This window comes from Gluconacetobacter johannae (assembly GCF_014174305.1).
Lineage (GTDB): Bacteria > Pseudomonadota > Alphaproteobacteria > Acetobacterales > Acetobacteraceae > Gluconacetobacter > Gluconacetobacter johannae.
Genome location: NZ_JABEQH010000021.1, coordinates 1 through 15,488, shown reverse-complemented (window position 1 = coordinate 15,488; position 15,488 = coordinate 1). Strand labels below are relative to the sequence as shown.

18 protein-coding genes and 1 pseudogene are annotated in these 15,488 nt (G+C 71.4%); 6 read left to right on the top strand and 13 right to left on the bottom strand.

Features of this window, described 5'->3' with window-relative positions; genetic code table 11:
• Positions 1-139: 139 nt before the first annotated feature.
• A complete protein-coding gene (locus HLH21_RS14265; RefSeq protein WP_182944418.1) occupies positions 140-598 on the top strand; it encodes an NADH-quinone oxidoreductase subunit B family protein in 459 nt (152 codons plus the stop codon).
• A 4-nt stretch (positions 599-602) separates the two neighbouring features.
• On the opposite strand, the gene HLH21_RS14260 is transcribed toward HLH21_RS14265, so the two are convergent.
• The 4 genes and pseudogenes from HLH21_RS14260 to HLH21_RS14245 form a co-directional block, all read right to left on the bottom strand.
• On the bottom strand, positions 603-1,844 hold the full coding sequence (locus HLH21_RS14260; protein WP_220789834.1) for an MFS transporter: 1,242 nt from the start codon (positions 1,842-1,844) through the stop codon (positions 603-605).
• A 153-nt stretch (positions 1,845-1,997) separates the two neighbouring features.
• Positions 1,998-2,897 (bottom strand): CDP-alcohol phosphatidyltransferase family protein, encoded by a 900-nt coding sequence (locus HLH21_RS14255; protein WP_246379796.1) that lies wholly within the window; start codon positions 2,895-2,897, stop codon positions 1,998-2,000.
• 5 nt (positions 2,898-2,902) lie between these two features.
• Positions 2,903-3,607: pseudogene (locus tag HLH21_RS14250) on the bottom strand (phosphatidylserine decarboxylase); the annotation flags it as partial.
• A gap of 46 nt (positions 3,608-3,653) precedes the next feature.
• Positions 3,654-4,379 (bottom strand): methyltransferase domain-containing protein, encoded by a 726-nt coding sequence (locus HLH21_RS14245; RefSeq protein WP_246379794.1) that lies wholly within the window; start codon positions 4,377-4,379, stop codon positions 3,654-3,656.
• A gap of 111 nt (positions 4,380-4,490) precedes the next feature.
• On the opposite strand from HLH21_RS14245, the gene gloB reads away from it, so the two are divergent.
• Complete coding sequence (gene gloB, locus HLH21_RS14240) at positions 4,491-5,219, top strand: hydroxyacylglutathione hydrolase (RefSeq protein ID WP_182944415.1); 729 nt, start codon at positions 4,491-4,493, stop codon at positions 5,217-5,219.
• Entirely contained in the window at positions 5,216-5,824 is a 609-nt protein-coding gene (locus HLH21_RS14235) for a glutathione S-transferase N-terminal domain-containing protein (protein WP_182944414.1), read from the top strand. Before gloB ends, HLH21_RS14235 begins: the two co-directional genes overlap by 4 nt.
• A gap of 27 nt (positions 5,825-5,851) precedes the next feature.
• Here the strand turns inward: HLH21_RS14235 and phbB are convergent, their stop codons facing one another.
• The 3 genes from phbB to HLH21_RS17070 all read right to left on the bottom strand — a co-directional run bounded on the left by phbB (position 5,852) and on the right by HLH21_RS17070 (position 8,098).
• On the bottom strand, positions 5,852-6,595 hold the full coding sequence (gene phbB, locus HLH21_RS14230) for an acetoacetyl-CoA reductase (RefSeq protein WP_182944413.1): 744 nt from the start codon (positions 6,593-6,595) through the stop codon (positions 5,852-5,854).
• A 74-nt stretch (positions 6,596-6,669) separates the two neighbouring features.
• Positions 6,670-7,779: an alpha/beta fold hydrolase gene (locus HLH21_RS14225; protein ID WP_246379805.1), complete on the bottom strand. Its 1,110-nt coding sequence runs from the start codon at positions 7,777-7,779 to the stop codon at positions 6,670-6,672.
• Complete coding sequence (locus HLH21_RS17070) at positions 7,661-8,098, bottom strand: hypothetical protein (protein ID WP_246379793.1); 438 nt, start codon at positions 8,096-8,098, stop codon at positions 7,661-7,663. The genes HLH21_RS14225 and HLH21_RS17070 overlap by 119 nt, the downstream gene beginning before the upstream one ends.
• Before the next feature lie 93 nt (positions 8,099-8,191).
• Here HLH21_RS17070 and phaR point away from each other — a divergent pair, with 93 nt between their 5' ends.
• Positions 8,192-8,866 carry a polyhydroxyalkanoate synthesis repressor PhaR gene (gene phaR / locus HLH21_RS14220; protein WP_373319711.1) on the top strand — a complete coding sequence of 225 codons (675 nt, stop codon included), beginning with the start codon at positions 8,192-8,194 and terminating at the stop codon, positions 8,864-8,866.
• 7 nt (positions 8,867-8,873) lie between these two features.
• On the opposite strand, the gene HLH21_RS14215 is transcribed toward phaR, so the two are convergent.
• From HLH21_RS14215 to HLH21_RS14190, 6 genes are all read right to left on the bottom strand, one after another.
• Positions 8,874-9,989, bottom strand: a complete 1,116-nt coding sequence (locus HLH21_RS14215; protein WP_182944410.1) for a DUF2125 domain-containing protein — start codon at positions 9,987-9,989, stop codon at positions 8,874-8,876.
• Between the two features lie 307 nt (positions 9,990-10,296).
• Positions 10,297-11,067, bottom strand: coding sequence for a lysophospholipid acyltransferase family protein (locus HLH21_RS14210; protein ID WP_182944409.1), 771 nt, complete (start codon positions 11,065-11,067; stop codon positions 10,297-10,299).
• A 77-nt stretch (positions 11,068-11,144) separates the two neighbouring features.
• On the bottom strand, positions 11,145-11,795 hold the full coding sequence (locus HLH21_RS14205; RefSeq protein WP_182944408.1) for a YdcF family protein: 651 nt from the start codon (positions 11,793-11,795) through the stop codon (positions 11,145-11,147).
• The gene (locus HLH21_RS14200; protein ID WP_182944457.1) at positions 11,774-12,760 is read right to left on the bottom strand and encodes a cell division protein FtsX; all 987 of its coding nucleotides are present in this window, start codon (positions 12,758-12,760) and stop codon (positions 11,774-11,776) included. Before HLH21_RS14200 ends, HLH21_RS14205 begins: the two co-directional genes overlap by 22 nt.
• Positions 12,753-13,433: a cell division ATP-binding protein FtsE gene (locus tag HLH21_RS14195; RefSeq protein WP_182944407.1), complete on the bottom strand. Its 681-nt coding sequence runs from the start codon at positions 13,431-13,433 to the stop codon at positions 12,753-12,755. The genes HLH21_RS14200 and HLH21_RS14195 overlap by 8 nt, the downstream gene beginning before the upstream one ends.
• Positions 13,434-13,442: 9 nt before the next feature.
• Positions 13,443-13,907 (bottom strand): hypothetical protein, encoded by a 465-nt coding sequence (locus tag HLH21_RS14190; RefSeq protein WP_246379791.1) that lies wholly within the window; start codon positions 13,905-13,907, stop codon positions 13,443-13,445.
• A 119-nt stretch (positions 13,908-14,026) separates the two neighbouring features.
• On the opposite strand from HLH21_RS14190, the gene HLH21_RS14185 reads away from it, so the two are divergent.
• Together HLH21_RS14185 and HLH21_RS14180 are read left to right on the top strand one after the other, a co-directional pair.
• Positions 14,027-14,539: a chemotaxis protein CheW gene (locus HLH21_RS14185; RefSeq protein WP_264811966.1), complete on the top strand. Its 513-nt coding sequence runs from the start codon at positions 14,027-14,029 to the stop codon at positions 14,537-14,539.
• On the top strand, positions 14,532-15,488 hold a 957-nt coding region (locus tag HLH21_RS14180), incomplete at its 3' end, for a CheR family methyltransferase (protein ID WP_182944406.1). The genes HLH21_RS14185 and HLH21_RS14180, both read left to right, overlap by 8 nt.

The following is a 15,488-nucleotide window of genomic DNA, read 5'->3' as shown; positions in this document are numbered from 1 at the left end:
GTGGGTCGTGAGGGGCCGATGTGCTCCTCAAATCGAGAGTGATGAGGGTATCCGTGACGGGTATGCGCGGATCGGAGCGGGACAGGCCGCCTCGGCCGCTGGGGAAGAGGGCGGCCAGTCATGAGAGCGAGGGGAAACGATGGCGATCCTGCGGGCGATCCTGACCGCCGCGACCGGGGGGCATGCCCCCGCGCGCGTGCCGGTGGCGGCGGTGCGGCCGCTGCCGGTCTTTCATATCGAGACCGGCGGGTGCGAGGGGTGCGCGATGGAACTGGCGGCGCTGGACGGGGCGGCCTACGGCCTGGCGGCCACCGGGATCGCGTTCGTCACCACCCCCCGCCTGGCCGAGGTGCTGCTGGTCACGGGGCCGCTGACGCGGGTGATGGCCCCGGTGCTGGAGGCCGCGTGGCACGCCATGCCCGAACCGCGCGCGCTGGTCGCCGTCGGGGCCTGCGCGATCGACGGGGGCCCGTTTTCGGAAAATTACGCGGTGCTGGGCGGACTGGAAGGCCGCGCGCCGATCGACCTGGCCATTGCCGGCTGTCCGCCCTCGCCGGCGGCGATCCTGTCGGGGCTGGTCGGTCTGCTGGGCGGCTAGGGAGTCACTGTGGCCGAAGCCGCAGGAGGAGCAGCGTGCCAGCGGCCATCGTCAGCGCCGCGAGGGCGAACCCGAAGGCCGGCGACATGGCCGTCCAGACGAGACCGACGGCGGAACTCGAGATGAATTTCGCAACGCCGTTCGTCGTGCCCAGGGCGCCATAGCTGGTCGCCAGCGTATCCTGCCCGACCATCTCCGCCGCGACCGTCGATTCCAGGGCCTCCTGAACGGCGACGTATACTCCGGCGATGAAGAATATGGCGGCCAGCAGGACAATGCTGTTTGCACGGGCGGCGAATGCAAGCGACGTCAGCCCGGCTGCGATGACCCCCGAGGCGTAGCCCGAGACCAGGACGGCCCTGTGACCGAAACGGTCCGCCAGCGCGCCCGCGGGATAGGAGGCGACAAGCTGGGTCACGTTGCGCCCGACATAGAGCAGCCCCGCGATCTGGGCGGCCCTGATGACGCCGGTCGAAGGCGTCAGAAGCTGGGTGGCCGCCAGGATCAGCAGGCTGTGCGAGAAATCGCCCAGGCCGAAGACACCCACGGCGGCGAGATAGCGCCGGAACGACGCGGGCAGGCCGCGTAACGTCGAAAGGAACCGAAGGGCGGGATTGGACGCGTGTCCGGGATCGACGACGAGGGTCAGGAACGCCAGGACCGCCAGCATGCCGGGGATCAGGGTCAGCCAGAACACCAGACGGAACGGTTCGGCCGGCATCCCGGAACCACGACCCCGTGCCCACCCGAGCAGCATGACGCCCAGCAGGGGCCCGATGACCGCGCCCAGCGTGTCCATCGCCCGATGAAAGCCGAATGCCCGGCCCCGTGTCCCGGCCGTGATGGACTGGATGACGATGACGTCGCGCAACGGGCCGCGAAGGCCCTTGCCGAACCAGGACACGACACGCCCGAGCAGCACCAGCGGCCATCCGCCCGCGAGTGCGATCAGGGCCTGCCCCACGGGGGTCAGGCCGTATCCGACGACGACCAGGCCTTTCCGGTGGCCGAACCTGTCGGCGATATATCCCGCGGCCATTTTGGTGAAGCTGGCGACCGCGTCGGCGGTCCCCTCGATCAGTCCAAGGGCGGCCGCCGGGACGCCAAGGACGGCGAGGAAGCCCGGCAGGATGACCGTCGTCGTTTCGTAGCAGAAATCGCCCAGCGCGCTGGTCAGTCCGGCGCCGGCAACCGTCCGGTTGAGCCAGTGCGCCGACGGTGACGCCGGGGCGGGAGGAGGCTTCATGTCCATCGGCGCTGCTCCCGGCGATCGTGGGGCCAACGGCTTTGCGCGCCGCGTGGACGACGAGGGCAGCCAGGGCGCCAGGGAGAAGCGCGGTTCGCCTCGCCGGGTTCGATCACACCCTCATGCCGGTGGCGTTGAACCCGTGATCGGCCCTTATGTCCGGGGGGCGGCCTCGGGCGTGTCGTCCTCGGCCTGGAGGTTCTGGGCTTCGGCCTTCAGCCGGCGGAAGCTGCGGCGGCTCAGCGGCAGAAGGGCGATGTAGATGACCCCGGCGGCGGCCAGCGCGCCCCATGGGTCGGCCACCAGGACGGCGGCATAGGCCCCGGTTCCCAGCATCAGGGGCAGGACATAGACCGCCGGCACCTTGAAGTTCTTGAACGACCAGACCGGCAGGGTGGACACCAGCAGGAAGGCGGTGCCGCTCAGCGTCAGGGCGGGCAGCAGCGGCAGGCGGGTCAGGGCATAGATGCCCTCCCACCCCAGCTTGCGGGCCTCCAGCCCCAGGAACAGCGGAAACATCGCCAGGCCCGCGCCGGCCGGGGCGGGCACGCCCGTGAAGAAATTGCTGGCGTATTTCGGCTTGTCGGTATCGTCCAGGCTGGCGTTGAAGCGCGCCAGCCGCAGGGCCATGCAGACCGTGAACATGATGCAGGGCAGGTAGCCGTAGCGCCCGGCGTCGCGCAGCGCCCACAGGTACAGCACGAAGCCGGGCGCCACGCCGAAGCACAGGAAGTCGGACAGGCTGTCGAATTCCGCGCCGAAGCGGCTGGTGCCGCGCAGCAGCCGTGCGATCCGGCCGTCCAGCCCGTCGATGCACGCCGCGATCAGCAGCGCCACCGCCGCGTCGCCGAAGCGGTTTTCCAGCGCCAGGCGCATGCCCGTCAGCCCGGCGCACAGGCCCAGCATCGTCATGATGTTGGGGATCAGCCGGTTGAAGGACGGACCCCGGACCCGCGGACGCCGCCGCGCCTGCCGCCGCCGGCGCGGCGGTGCGGCGGCGATGGGCGTTTCAGTCGGGCGCGGGCCGGCAGGCAGCGGGTCGGTGGCGTCCATGGCGGTCAGAGGCGCGCCATGACCGTTTCGCCGCCGATCATCGTCTGGCCGGCCGATACCAGCGGTTCGACCCCGGGGGGCAGGTACAGGTCGGTCCGCGAGCCGAAGCGGATCAGGCCGAAGCGTTCGCCGGCCTCGAAGGTCATGCCTTCCTCGGCGTCGCACAGGATGCGGCGGGCGATCAGGCCGGCGATCTGCACGACCGCCAGGTTGCGCCCGTCCGGCAGCGTCAGGCGCAGCGCGTTGCGTTCGTTCAGCTCCGACGCCTTGTCCAGGCTGGCATTCAGGAACTGGCCCGGATGGTAGGCGACGCGCGTCACCGTGCCGGCGGCCGGCATGCGGTTCACATGGACGTCCAGCACCGACAGGAAGGTGGCGATGCGCCAGACCGGCGTGTCGCCCATGTCCAGTTCCGCCGGGGGCGCGACCTTTTCGACCGACACCACCCGGCCGTCGGCCGGGGCGACCGCCAGATGGGCGTCGGCGGGGGTGACGCGTTCGGGGTCGCGGAAGAAATACAGGCAGAACCCGAAGAACAGGCCGCTGGCCGTACCCAGCCATTTCGCCGGACGCCAGGGAAGGGCCCGCCCGGCGAGCGCGCCGGCGCCGGAGGCCAGAAGGAAGGGACGGGCGGCCGGATGCGGCCGGGCCATCACAAGTTTCAGGGACTGGATCAGAGACATGGGCCGAGGTTCATGGAGGGTTCGGGTCCGGCGGTCAAGCGTGGGGCCAGTGTGGCACGGATCGCGCGCCTGGTCAGCCGGGTTCGTAGATGCGCCGGGGGGCGCGGATCAGGGCCGGCGTCGGGGTGGGGACGCCGGCATAGACGTCCTTGACCGCCTCGACGACGAAGACGCCGCCCAGTCCGGGCACGACCATGTGGCAGGCGGCCTCGATGGTGGCGGCGATGCGTCGGTGCGCGGCCCCCATGGGCGGCAGGAACAGCGCGCCGTCGTGGCGTTCGGCGCGCAGGAAGGCGTGCGACAGCCGGCGGGCGATCTGCCGGGGAGAAAAGGGGGCGCCCTGCCCGAAGGGGGTGCCGTCGGAATGGGCCCACAGGCCCGCCCGGTTCGGCACCACCAGCAGCAGACGCCCGTCGTCCTTCATGACCTTCCACACCGACCGCAGCAGGTCGTCCGGCCGGTCGGTGGTTTCCAGTGCGTGGATCAGGACCACGCGGTCGAAATGCAGTTCGGGGAAGGGCAGCCGGTCTTCCGCCACCACGCAGTCCCGCGCCGCCGGTCCGATATCGCGCGGCGCGTCGCGCGTCACATGGGTGTCGAGGCGGCCCGAGAGGCACAGGCCCCCCGCCGGGCGGGACCACAGCGACAGGTACGGCAGCGTGTAGCCCAGCCCCAGCACCCGGTCGGCCCCGGTGTCGGGCCAGAACGCATGCAGCCGCTGGCGCAGCAGATGGGCGGTGTTTTCCCCCGGCCGGCTGGCATAGAATCTGGACGCGGCGCGGATGTCGTCTTGCATCATGCCCGATTAGCACAAACTGTTGGAGAGCGGCGTATCCCCGGCGCCGGACGAATCGGGGAGGCACGCGGACCGCGGTCCGATGGCGCGCGTCGCAGCAGACGGAGACAGATCATGGCCCTTTCGATCCGACCGGTTCCCATCCTGAACGACAATTACGCCTGGTTCCTCCGCGACGGCGAAAGCGGCGCGACGGCGCTGGTGGATCCCGCCGAGGAAGCCCCCCTGGTCGAGGCGGTGGAGGAGGCCGGAGGACGCCTGGACCAGATCTTCCTGACACATCATCATGCCGATCACGTGGTGGCGACCGACGCCCTACGCAAGCGCTACGGCTCGATCGTCACCGGGGCGGCGGCGGACGCCTATCGCCTGCCGATGCTGGACCGCGCGGTGGTGGACGGCGACGCCATCGCCGTGGGGGGCGCGATCGGCACGGTGATGGAGACGCCCGGACACACGCGCGGCCATATCGCCTTCTATTTTTCCGCCACCCCCGCCCTGTTCTGCGGCGACACCCTGTTCAGCCTGGGATGCGGACGATTGTTCGAGGGCACGGCGGAGGAGATGTTCCACTCGCTGCGCCGGATCGCGGCGCTGCCGGATTCGACGCTGATCTGCTGCGGGCATGAATATACGCTGGCGAACACCCGCTTCGCTTTGGAGGTCGAGCCCGACAATTTCGCCCTGCATGCCCGCGTCGCCGAAATCGAGACCCTGCGCGCCGAGGCGCGGCCGACGGTGCCGGTGACGCTGGGCCTGGAAAAGCGGACCAACCCGTTCCTGCTGGCCCCCGATGTCGGGACGTTCGCCAGATTGCGACAACAAAAGGATGCCTTTCGGTGAAGCTGTATCACGCCCCCCTCAGCCCGTTTGCCCGCAAGGTCAGGGCCGCCGTCATCGCCCTGGGCCTGGAGGACCGGATCGAGGAGGTGGTGGTGAATATCTCGGCCTCGCCGCCCGATGTCCTGGCGGCGAACCCGCTGTGCAAGATTCCGACGCTGGAGATCGCCGAGGGCGAGGGGATGTACGACAGCCCGGTGATCGTCGAATATCTGGACGCGCTGGCCGGCGGCGGGGTGATTCCGGCGGCGGGGCCCGAACGCTGGCGCGCGTTGCGCCTTCAGGCGCTGGGCGACGGGATTGCGGACGCGGCCGTGCTGTGGCGCGGCCTGGCGGGGGCGGGGCTGGACCGGGACGATCCGCTGACCCAGCGGCAGGCCGCCGCCATCCGGCGCAGCCTCGACCGGCTGGAGGCCGCGCCGCCGGCGGCGGTGTCGCCGGCCGGTCCGGTCGATGTGGGCATCCTGTCGGTGGCCTGCGCGTTGGGCTATCTCGACGTCCGCTTCGCCGACGACCCGTGGCGCGACCAGCGCCCGGCCCTGGCGGCGTGGTATGAAGCGGCCAGCCGCCACGACTGCCTGGCCCGCACGGCGGTGTCCGCGCCGTGACCATGCCGAGCCTGATCCCGAATCCGCTCAGGGCATGTGCTGGCCGCCGTTTATGGACAGCGTGCTGCCGGTGATGAAGCCGGCGTCCTCCGCCGTCAGGAAGGTGACGGCGCGGGCCACCTCGTCGGGCGTGCCCAGGCGGCCGACCGGGATGCGCGCGACGATGTCGGCCATGATCTGGGGCGGCACGGTTTCCAGCATGGCGGTGTCGATGTAGCCGGGGGCGATGGTGTTGACGGTGATGTTGTGCCGCGCGCCCTCCAGCGCCAGCGCGCGGGTCAGGCCCTGCAACCCGGCCTTCGACGCGGCATAGTTCGCCTGGCCGAACTGGCCGGTCTGGCCGTTGATGCTGGCCATGTTCACGATCCGCCCGAACCCCTCGGCCCGCATGACCGGCATGGCCAGGCGGCACAGGTTGAAGGCCGCGCCCAGATTGGTGTCGATGACGGCGTCCCACGCCGCGCGGGTCATGCGGCCCACGGTCGAATCGCGGGTGATGCCGGCATTGTTGACCAGGATGGTCACCGGGCCTTCGGCCCCGGCGATCCGCTCCATCGCCTCGGCGCAGGCCTCGAACGCCGCGGCGTCGAAGGCCATGGTGCGGATGCCCGTCGCGGTTTCGAAGGCGCGCGCCTCGGCCACGTTCGATCCGTAGGAGGCGACGACCCGGTGCCCCGCCGCGTGCAGCGCGCGGCTGACGGCCGCCCCGATCCCTCGCGTGCCACCGGTCACCAGGGCGACGCGCGATGTTTGGGCCAGGGCAGACATCATGACGTTTCCTGTATGTTTTGACGCGATCTTACAGGATCGGCCCGGCGCTTCCACCCGCTTTGTCGGGGGGCGCGTCAGGCGTGCCGTTGCAGCCACGCCGTCAGCGGCGCCCACAGCAGCCCCTCGGCCCGGGGGCCGGCGACCATCCCGACATGGCCGCCCGCGACCTGCAGCAGGGTCGCGCCGGGGATCAGGCCGGCCAGCGGCAGCGCGCTGCCGGGCGGCACGATGCGGTCGCGGGCCGGCACCGCGACCAGGGTGGGCAGGGAGAGGCGCCGCGGGTGGATCGGGGTCCCACCCACCTGCCATGCGCCCTGCATCGGCAGGTTGGCGCCGTACCAGTCCCGGACGCATTCCACGGCGACCGGGGCGGCCAGCGGCACGCCGTCGCTCAGCCAGTCTTCCATGGCGACATACAGAGCCGTGCGCGGGTCATCCTGCGGCATGGCCCCGAAATCGCGGAATTTCCGGATGATCGAGGCCGGATCGACGGCGGCGAAGGCGGTCTGCAACGCATCGACCGGCAGGGTGCCGGTCAGCGCCATCATCGCGGCATGCGGCGCCAGCAGGCGCGACAGGGCCCGGAGGGCCTCGGGCGACGCGGCGCCGAAATCCCACGGTGTCGCCAGCAGCGCCAGCGCCCGGACCAGGTCGGGACGGCGCTGCGCCGCCGCCAGGGCCAGCAGGCCGCCCATGCAGTATCCGGCCAGGGTGACGGCCTGCCCGCACTGGCCTGCGATGTCGGCCAGCGCCGGTTCCAGCCGTGCCTGGACATAGCCGCCGACATCCAGCGCGCGTTCGTCCTCGCCCGGCCAGCCCCATTCCAGCAGCAGCGGCCGCAGGCCCTGCGCCGCCAGGTGGCGCAGCATCGAGCGTCCCGGCATCAGGTCCAGGATATAGCCGCGATTTATCAGGCTGGGCACGAACAGGACGGGCCTGTCCCCCGGCCGCCCGTAATCGAGGACCCGCATTTCGCCGCACGACCACAGCACCGGCGTCGGGCCGGGGTCGGCCCGCCGGTACGGGTGCCGGCGGTAGGCCGCCACCCCGGCGATGAAGGCGGGATCAATCCCCGGCGGAAGGGGGGGCGTCGCCGATCCGGGATTCCAGCCGGGCGAGGCGTCGTTCGATGCGGTCGAGCTGCCGGCCGAGGGCGGCGATGTCGGCGCGCAGAGCAGATGCATCGCCAGCGGGCGCGGCCCCCGGCGCAGCATCGGCCCCGGCGCGTCCGGGCGGGAGGTCGGGCGAGGCGGCGGTTGCGATATGGTCCCCATCCTGCGTTCCATGGTCTGTTCCGGCCGGGGGGGCGTCCTGGGTCGCGCCCTGGGTCGCGCTGGGAGTGGCGCGCGCGGCGGCGGCGAAGCCGGCGGCCCACAGGTCGGTCATGCGGCGCGCGGCGTCGGCCATTTCACGGTCCAGGCGCAGGGCGGCGGCCTCGCTCTGCCAGATGGCCATCCAGTCGCGCATCAGCGTCGCCGGATCGGGGGGATCGGTCGCGGTCATGGCGGGGGCAGGGGGCTGGAAAACGGCAATCTGTGCATCGGCCTTCGGGTCATGCTATCCTCGTCGGTCCTAGCCACGCTGATGGAGGGTATCTTGCCGGATGCCAACAGCCCGGTCACCCCGATCGTCATCAAGAAATACGCGAACCGGCGTCTGTACGATACCGAAAGCTCGATCTACATCACCCTCGACACGCTGGCCGATATGGTGCGTCGTGGCAAGGAGTTCGTGATCTTCGACGCGCGTACGGGCGACGACATCACGCGGTCCGTCCTGACCCAGATCATCATGGAGGAGGAGACGAAGGGCCGCGCCATGCTGCCCGCGACGTTCCTGCGCCAGTTGATCCGCTTCTACGGCGACAGCATGCAGGGGCTGGTGCCCGACTATCTGGACCAGATGATGGAGCAGTTCGCCGCCAGCCAGAAGCAGATCCGCGCCACCATGCAGCGGACCATGGAAACCTTCCTTCCGCCCGGCATGGAGGAGGTCGGGCGGCAGAACATGGCGATGATGGACAGGGCGATGTCCATGTTCTCGTCGATGTACCAGCCGATGCCCGAGGATGCCCCGCCCGATGACGTTTCACGGGGCGATGCCCCGGCAGGTGGGAACGGTCACATCGCGCCGGAGGAGGCTGCGGCCCCCGAGACGCCGGGCGCCGCGACGGACGGCGAGACGATGGAACAGGAACTGGCCCGCCTGCGGCGCGAACTTGCGGAACTGCGCGACGCGCAGGTGGCGCCGGAGGCGTCGAAGCAGCGGTAGGCCGGGGTCACGGCCCGCCCGTCGACAGGGTGGCGACGGGCACCGCCCCGATGAACAGCGCGCCGGCGCGCAGCCGCAGCGGCAGGGTGATGCGCCGGTCGGTCAGGGCCGGGGCGTCGGGGCGGCCCGGCGGGCCGGCCACGATCGCGGCCCAGTGGTCGATGGCGGCCGCCACCCGCCCGATATCCGGCGATAGCGATCCGGCCTGCGCCAGGGTGCGGATCGTGTCGCCCACCCCTTCGACCGACAGCGTGGCCTCCCCGACGGGTGCGCCGTCAGGGGGCAGGTCGGCGCGTCCCACGGCATGCAGCGCCAGCGTCGACCATCTGGTCCGGGCGTCCTGCACCAGCACCGTCGTCGGCGCGGCCGCCGTGTGTGTGTCCGCCCGGCCGGGGATCGCCACGACAAGGCCGGCATCGCGGAGGGATCGCGCGTCCGGCAGCCCCGGCGGCATCGGCCAGGACAGCGGCAGGTCGATCCGCGCGCAGGTCATCGCCAGGGCCAGGCGGCTGCCCTGCGGACCGGCGGCGCCGTTCCACAGCCCATGTCCGGCCACGTCCCGCAGGCGGAAGGCGGCGTCCTGCCCGCCGGGGCCCAGGATCTGAAGATCCAGCAGGGCGGCGGACCAGATGGCGCGGCCCGATTGCCCCGCCGGGACCATGCCGAGCGGAAACCAGCCCAGCACATCCCGGCCCTGCCAGCGCACGGCCATGTCCTGCCCCGGACGGGACGGGTCGGACAGGTGCAGGGCCTGCGGGCCTTCCAGGCCGAGGCGCAGGGACAGGGGATGCAGCGCCGACAGCGACAGGGTCAGCCTGTCCCCGCCCCACAAAACGGTCCTCGACCCGCCCGCCGGCGTCCCGATCCGGCCGAACAGACGGGGGGAGGTCAGTGTGATCCGGGCCGTCAGGATCGAGCCGCCGCGCCGCCGCGGGCCGGGCTGGACGGTCCAGCCCTGCGCTGCCAGGCCCTGCGTCCAGCCCCGCAGCGCGTCATCGAGCAGGCGTTGCGCGGCCAGCCACGCCACCCCGTCCGCCGCCGCCAGGCACAGCAGCGCCAGCCCCAGGGCGCGCGTTCGCCGCGCGTGGCGCAAGGGGCCGGACAGGAGCGGAAGGAGGGGCATGCGGCCTTGATAAAACACTTTGCGGATGGCGGCGAAGGCGCTGATTCATAAATCTTTCACACAGGCCGTCTCCAGGGGACAAAATCGGGAAAGCGCAACTTGTCCACAGGCTGGATGCGCGGCGCGCGGCAAGGCCCCGGAGGCCAGGCGCGCGCGGGGGCGCGGCGACCGGGGTGGCCTGCCGGCTCGATAGAGAAAACCGAAAAAATGAAGATTTTATCAGGCGTTTTGAGGTATGCCCCAGTTTCGCCCTATTTCGCCGCCGGCCCATGTGAGGGTACGGCGTGCGCCGTGGCGGAATGGGACCTCAATGCGCGTGTCCCGTTTCTACAGGGACGCCCACAGAGTTATCCACAGATCCGTCCCCCGGCGCCGCGCTTCCGAAATCACGCGTCAGGCTCTCCCATGTTCCTGAAATCGCGGGTAGAATCCTCGCCCGGCCCAGGCCCGGCGGCAGGGCGGGGCCGATGGCGATATGGATCGGGCCGGGATGCTTGACGAAGGCGTTGCGCGACCAGCGCAGGCCGGAATCGGTCGCCACCGGAATAACCGGCAGGCCGGTATGGGCCGCCATCGCTGCAATCCCCGGTTGCAGGCGGACCGTTTCGCCCGGTCGGGTGCGCGTGCCCTCGGGGAAGATGATGATCTGTCGCCCGTCGTCGGCGGCGTGCTGCGTTGCGGCCAGCAGGGCGCGCAGCGCCTTCGCCCCGTCGGCGCGGCGGACCGGGATCATTCCCGCCAGCAGCAGCATCGGCCCGACCAGCGGGAGGCGGGTCAGTTCCTCCTTCATAACATAGGACGGCCGGTCCACCAGATTCATCCACACCAGCGTGTCGAACGCCGACTGGTGCTGCGACGCCAGCAGGCAGGGCCCCGCCGGCAGATGCTCGCGCCCCGTGACGATGATGTCGATCCCGCAGATCGCGCGCAGGCCCGCGATGGACAGCCGTGTCCACAGCTTGGCGTAGGGCAGCGCCAGCGGCCGGGCGAACAGGCGGATCGGCAGGGCCGCGACCCCGAGCACGATCGTCAGCACCACGAAGTAGACATTGAACAGGCATGCGCGGATCAGCGTCATGGCAGGCAGGACCATCCCGGACAGAACAGGCGCCAGTGGCGCGCGACGCGCCGCCCTACACCAGAAAGGCCGTCGGGTCACGCCTTTGTCTGTGTCTGCCTGCCCATGTCGCGGGCCAGGCCCAGGCTGGCCATGAGCCATTTGTCATATTCCGTCGCCATCAGCCGGAGGGAGGCCGCGCGCCAGGGGTGGCGCAGCGCCGGGGGCAGGATGGGGCAGGGATACAGGGTGACATCCGGCAGGGTCCGGCCGATTTCCATCATCGCCCGCCGGATATGATAGCCCGCCGTCACGACGATCAGCGACCGGATGGCATGCGCGCGCGCCCAGTCCGCGGTTTCGTCCGCGTTGCCGATGGTCGAGGTCGCGCGCCGCCCCAGCGTGACGCGGGCCCGGATGTCCTGGGGCAGGGGGGCCTGCATCCGGGCGGCCACGGCGGCGACCGTGGCGTGCGCGTCGACGCCCGAAATCAGCAATTGCCGCCCGTGCCCCTGCATCAGCAGCTCCAGCGAGGCCTCGATCCGTCCCTGGCCGCCGGTCAGCGCGACGATCCCGTCGGCCGTGGGGAGCGGGCCGGCCGGCCGCAGGGCGTCATGGAAGAACCACGCGAAGCCGATGCCCCAGGCCGCGCCGCAGACCAGCAGGCCGCACAGCAGGCCGCGCAGGAAAATCGCCGGGGCCGACGGCGCCCCCCGCGCGGCGCGCCTCATGGCAGGCGGCGCAGCCATGTCCGGACGGTGACCTGCGTGGTCAGCCAGCCGATCAGCGCCGCCGCCGGGGCAAGCGACAGCAGCGTCACCGCCAGCGGTACCGGCAGCGCGTCCAGCAGGCTGGCCCAGCGGGATGCGTCGGGAAGTGTCGCCATGGCGGGGGGCGTGGCGCCGGCGAAGGGGGCGGCCAGGCGCGACAGCAGCACCAGCAATGGCAGCGCCAGCAGGCTGCCGATCAGCCCGCCGGTGAAGGCCAGCATGGCCGTGCGCCGGGCGAAGCGCCCGGCGATGTAGCCGTCGGTCGCGCCCAGGGAGTGGATCAGCTCGATGGCCTGCCGCCGCGCGCCCAGGCCGGCGTGCGTCGTCGCGGCGATGGTGGCGGCGGCCACCGCGACGACGATCAGCACGGCCAGGATGGCGCAGGTCTGCAGGCTGCGCGCCAGGTCGCCCAGCCGGTCGCTCCACAGGCTGTTGCGTTCCACCAGCGTGTCCGGCGCGCGGGCATTCAGCCGGGCGGCGAGGGTGTCGGCATCCACCGTGCCGGCGCGATCGAGGTGCAGTTCGATCACGGCGGGCAGCGCCAGGGCGAAGTCTCCGTCGTGGCCCAGCCAGGGCGACAGCAGGGCTTCCAGTTCCGCCTTGTCCAGCCGGTGGACGCGCGACGCGCCCGGCACGTCGGCCAGCGCCGCCAGCACGGCGTCGGCGCGCGACAGGGGCGGCGGTGTCCCGTTGCCCGGCCGGGCGGGGTCGTCGGGCCGGGGGACCTGCACCGTGACGATGGACGCCGCTCCGGTGGTCCAGCGGGCCGACAGGACGCGCGCGCCGGTGGCCCCGGCCAGGGCCATTGCCGCCAGCACCGCCATGGCGGCCACCAGCACCGGCAGCAGCCGGTCCGGGATGGCGCGGCGCAGGGCCAGGCCGTCGGCGCGGCGTGCCTGCGACCAGCTTGCGCCCCGGCGCGCCGGGACCGGCCGGTCAGCCATCGCGCACCAGCCGTCCATGCGCCAGTTCCAGTTCATGCGCCGGATAGCGGCGGACCAGCCCGTCGTTATGCGTCGCGACGACGATGGTGGTGCCCAGCCCCGCTAGGTCCTGGAACAGTTCCATCAGCCGGCTGGCCTGCTGGTCGTCCAGCGCGTTGGTGGGTTCGTCGGCCAGCACCAGGGCGGGGCGGTGGATGACGGCGCGGGCGATGGCGACGCGTTGCTGCTCGCCGCCCGACAGGTGCGGCGGATGGGCCGTCGCGCGGGCGCGCAGCCCCACCCAGTCGAGGATGGACAGCACTTCGTCGCGGACCTCGTCCTCCGGCCGGTGCTGCAGGCGCAGCGGCAGGGCGATGTTGTCGAAGACCGGCAGGTCGGGAAGCAGGCGGAAATCCTGATGGACGACGCCGATGCGCCGGCGCAGGCGGGCCAGGGCCGCGCGCCGGGTCCGGTCCATGTCCATGCCCAGGATCTCCATCCGGCCCGAGGTCGGCCGGGCGGCCAGGTGCAGCAGCCGCAACAGGCTGGATTTCCCGGCCCCTGACGGGCCGAGCAACCAGCGAAAGCCGCCCTGCGGCACATCGAACGACAGCCGGCGCAGGGCGGCGCCGTCCTCCCGCACATCGTCCCGGACGCCTTCATGGCGGAAGCTGACGTCGTGCAGGCGGATCATGGGGCCGGGTTACATCTCGCGCGCGGCGATGGCGGCCAGGGTGGCGCACAGCGCCGCCGCCGCCATCATCAGCAGGCCGTCCATGACCAGCGATCCGGCGGTGAAGACGTGGGACCCGATTGCGACCTGTTGCGGAATGGTGCTGGCGACGTGGCTGACGATATCGCGGGTCTGGGGGTCGGCCGATGCCGCCGTCGTGCTGATGGCGCCGATCAGATGCGGCAGGACGCCCCATCCCACCCCCAGGATCAGCAGCAGCGGGGCCAGCAGTTCGGTGACCTGCTGGACGAAATAGAACAGGAAATAGAACACGGCGCAGGCGGCCACGCGCACCAGGCGGGCAACGGAAAAGCGGGACGACGGGCCCCCCTCGGGCGGGAGGAACCGGTTTGCGGCCCGGTCCCCGTTGAAGCTGTCCATGGCGATGGTCTCCGGCAACGGATGCTGGGCGTGCCCGGCCTGTCGGGAACGCATCCCTGCCCGAGGTAGCCGTCACTTGTATTAAATGCAATCTTCGGCAGACACAGTATCGGGAACGTCGGCCGCCCGTGGCGGGCCGCCGGTTCGGCAAACTGTCGGGAGAATTGTTCTTCGTGCCTGGGGCCGTCGTCATTTTCCAGCTTGCGGACGTCCGCTACGCGCTGCCGCTGCCGGCGGTGCGCGAATGCGTGCCGATGCCCGCGCTGTTCCGCCCGCCGGGAACGCCCGCGCCGGTGCTGGGCTATTTCCGGCTGGGGGCCGAACGGGTGGTGGCGATCGACCTGGCCGTGCTGCTGGGCCTGCGCCCGTGGCGGGCCGTGGACCAGGCGGGAGCCGAAACCCTGTACCGTCCGCTGCTGCTCGGCCCGGAAGGGGAGGGCGCGCGCGTGGCCTACATGGTGGACGGCGTGCTGGACGTGCGCCACGTCTCCGGACCGGTCGCCGCGCCGTGCGATAGCGCGACGGCGGGCGACTGGCTGGTGGGGGAACTCGACCTGGGCGGGGGATGCACGGCGCAACTGATGGATCCGGACCGCCTGCTGATGGCGCGCGAACGCCAGCGGATCGACCATCTGCTGTCGGCCCTGCAGGAACGCGACGCGCTGTGGGAGGGGACGGATGCCTGAACGGCGGCGCGCCCTCGAGCGGCTGGCGGCGCGAATCGTCGCGCGGACCGGGCTGTATTACTATGCCGACAAGATGGATCTGCTGGACATGATCCTGGCGCGGCGGATGGAGGCCTGCTCGTGCGTCCGTCCGTCGGATTATCTGTCGCTGCTGTCCGACCCGTGCGAAGGGGTGGCGGAATGGCGGGCGCTGGAATCGGCGGTGACGATCGGCGAGACGTTCTTCTTCCGCTATGCCGAGCAGTTCCATGCGCTGGAAACGACGATCCTGCCCGATCTGCTGCGCCGCCTGCGCCCGCTGCGGACCCTGCGGATCTGGAGCGTCGGCTGCGCCAACGGGGCCGAGCCCTATTCGCTGGCGATCCTGCTGAGCCGCCTGCTGGCGGAACGCGGGGAACAGGACTGGACGATCGAGATCCTGGGCACCGATATCAGCACCCAGGCGCTGGAGCGCGCGCGGGGGGCGGAATACGGGGCGTGGTCCCTGCGCGATATCGGGCAGGCGGAACGAAGCCTGTGGTTCCAGCCCACGGCGACCGACCGGCACTGGACCCTGCGCCCCGAATACCGGCGGATGGTGCGTTTCGAATACGGGAACATCATGGACCTGCCGCATGGCGGCGGACCGGCGGGGCCGTTCGACCTGATCCTGTGCCGTAACGTGCTGATCTATTTCGAGACGGCCCAGGCGCAGGACCTGATCCACCAACTGGCCGACCGGCTGTCGCCGCGCGGATGGCTGCTGCTGGGCCATTCCGACCCGGTCGCGGATTGTGGCGGATTCCTCGACATGGTGACCTTTCCCGGCACGCTGGCCTTCCGGGCGCGCGATTCCCGGGCCGGCCCGACGCCCCCGCCGGCGCGGCGGCGCTCCGGCGCCAAAAGGGTGGGCGACGGGGGAGCGGCGCCGACGCTCGCTCCGGCGGGCGCGGCGCGGCGTCCGGCGGGC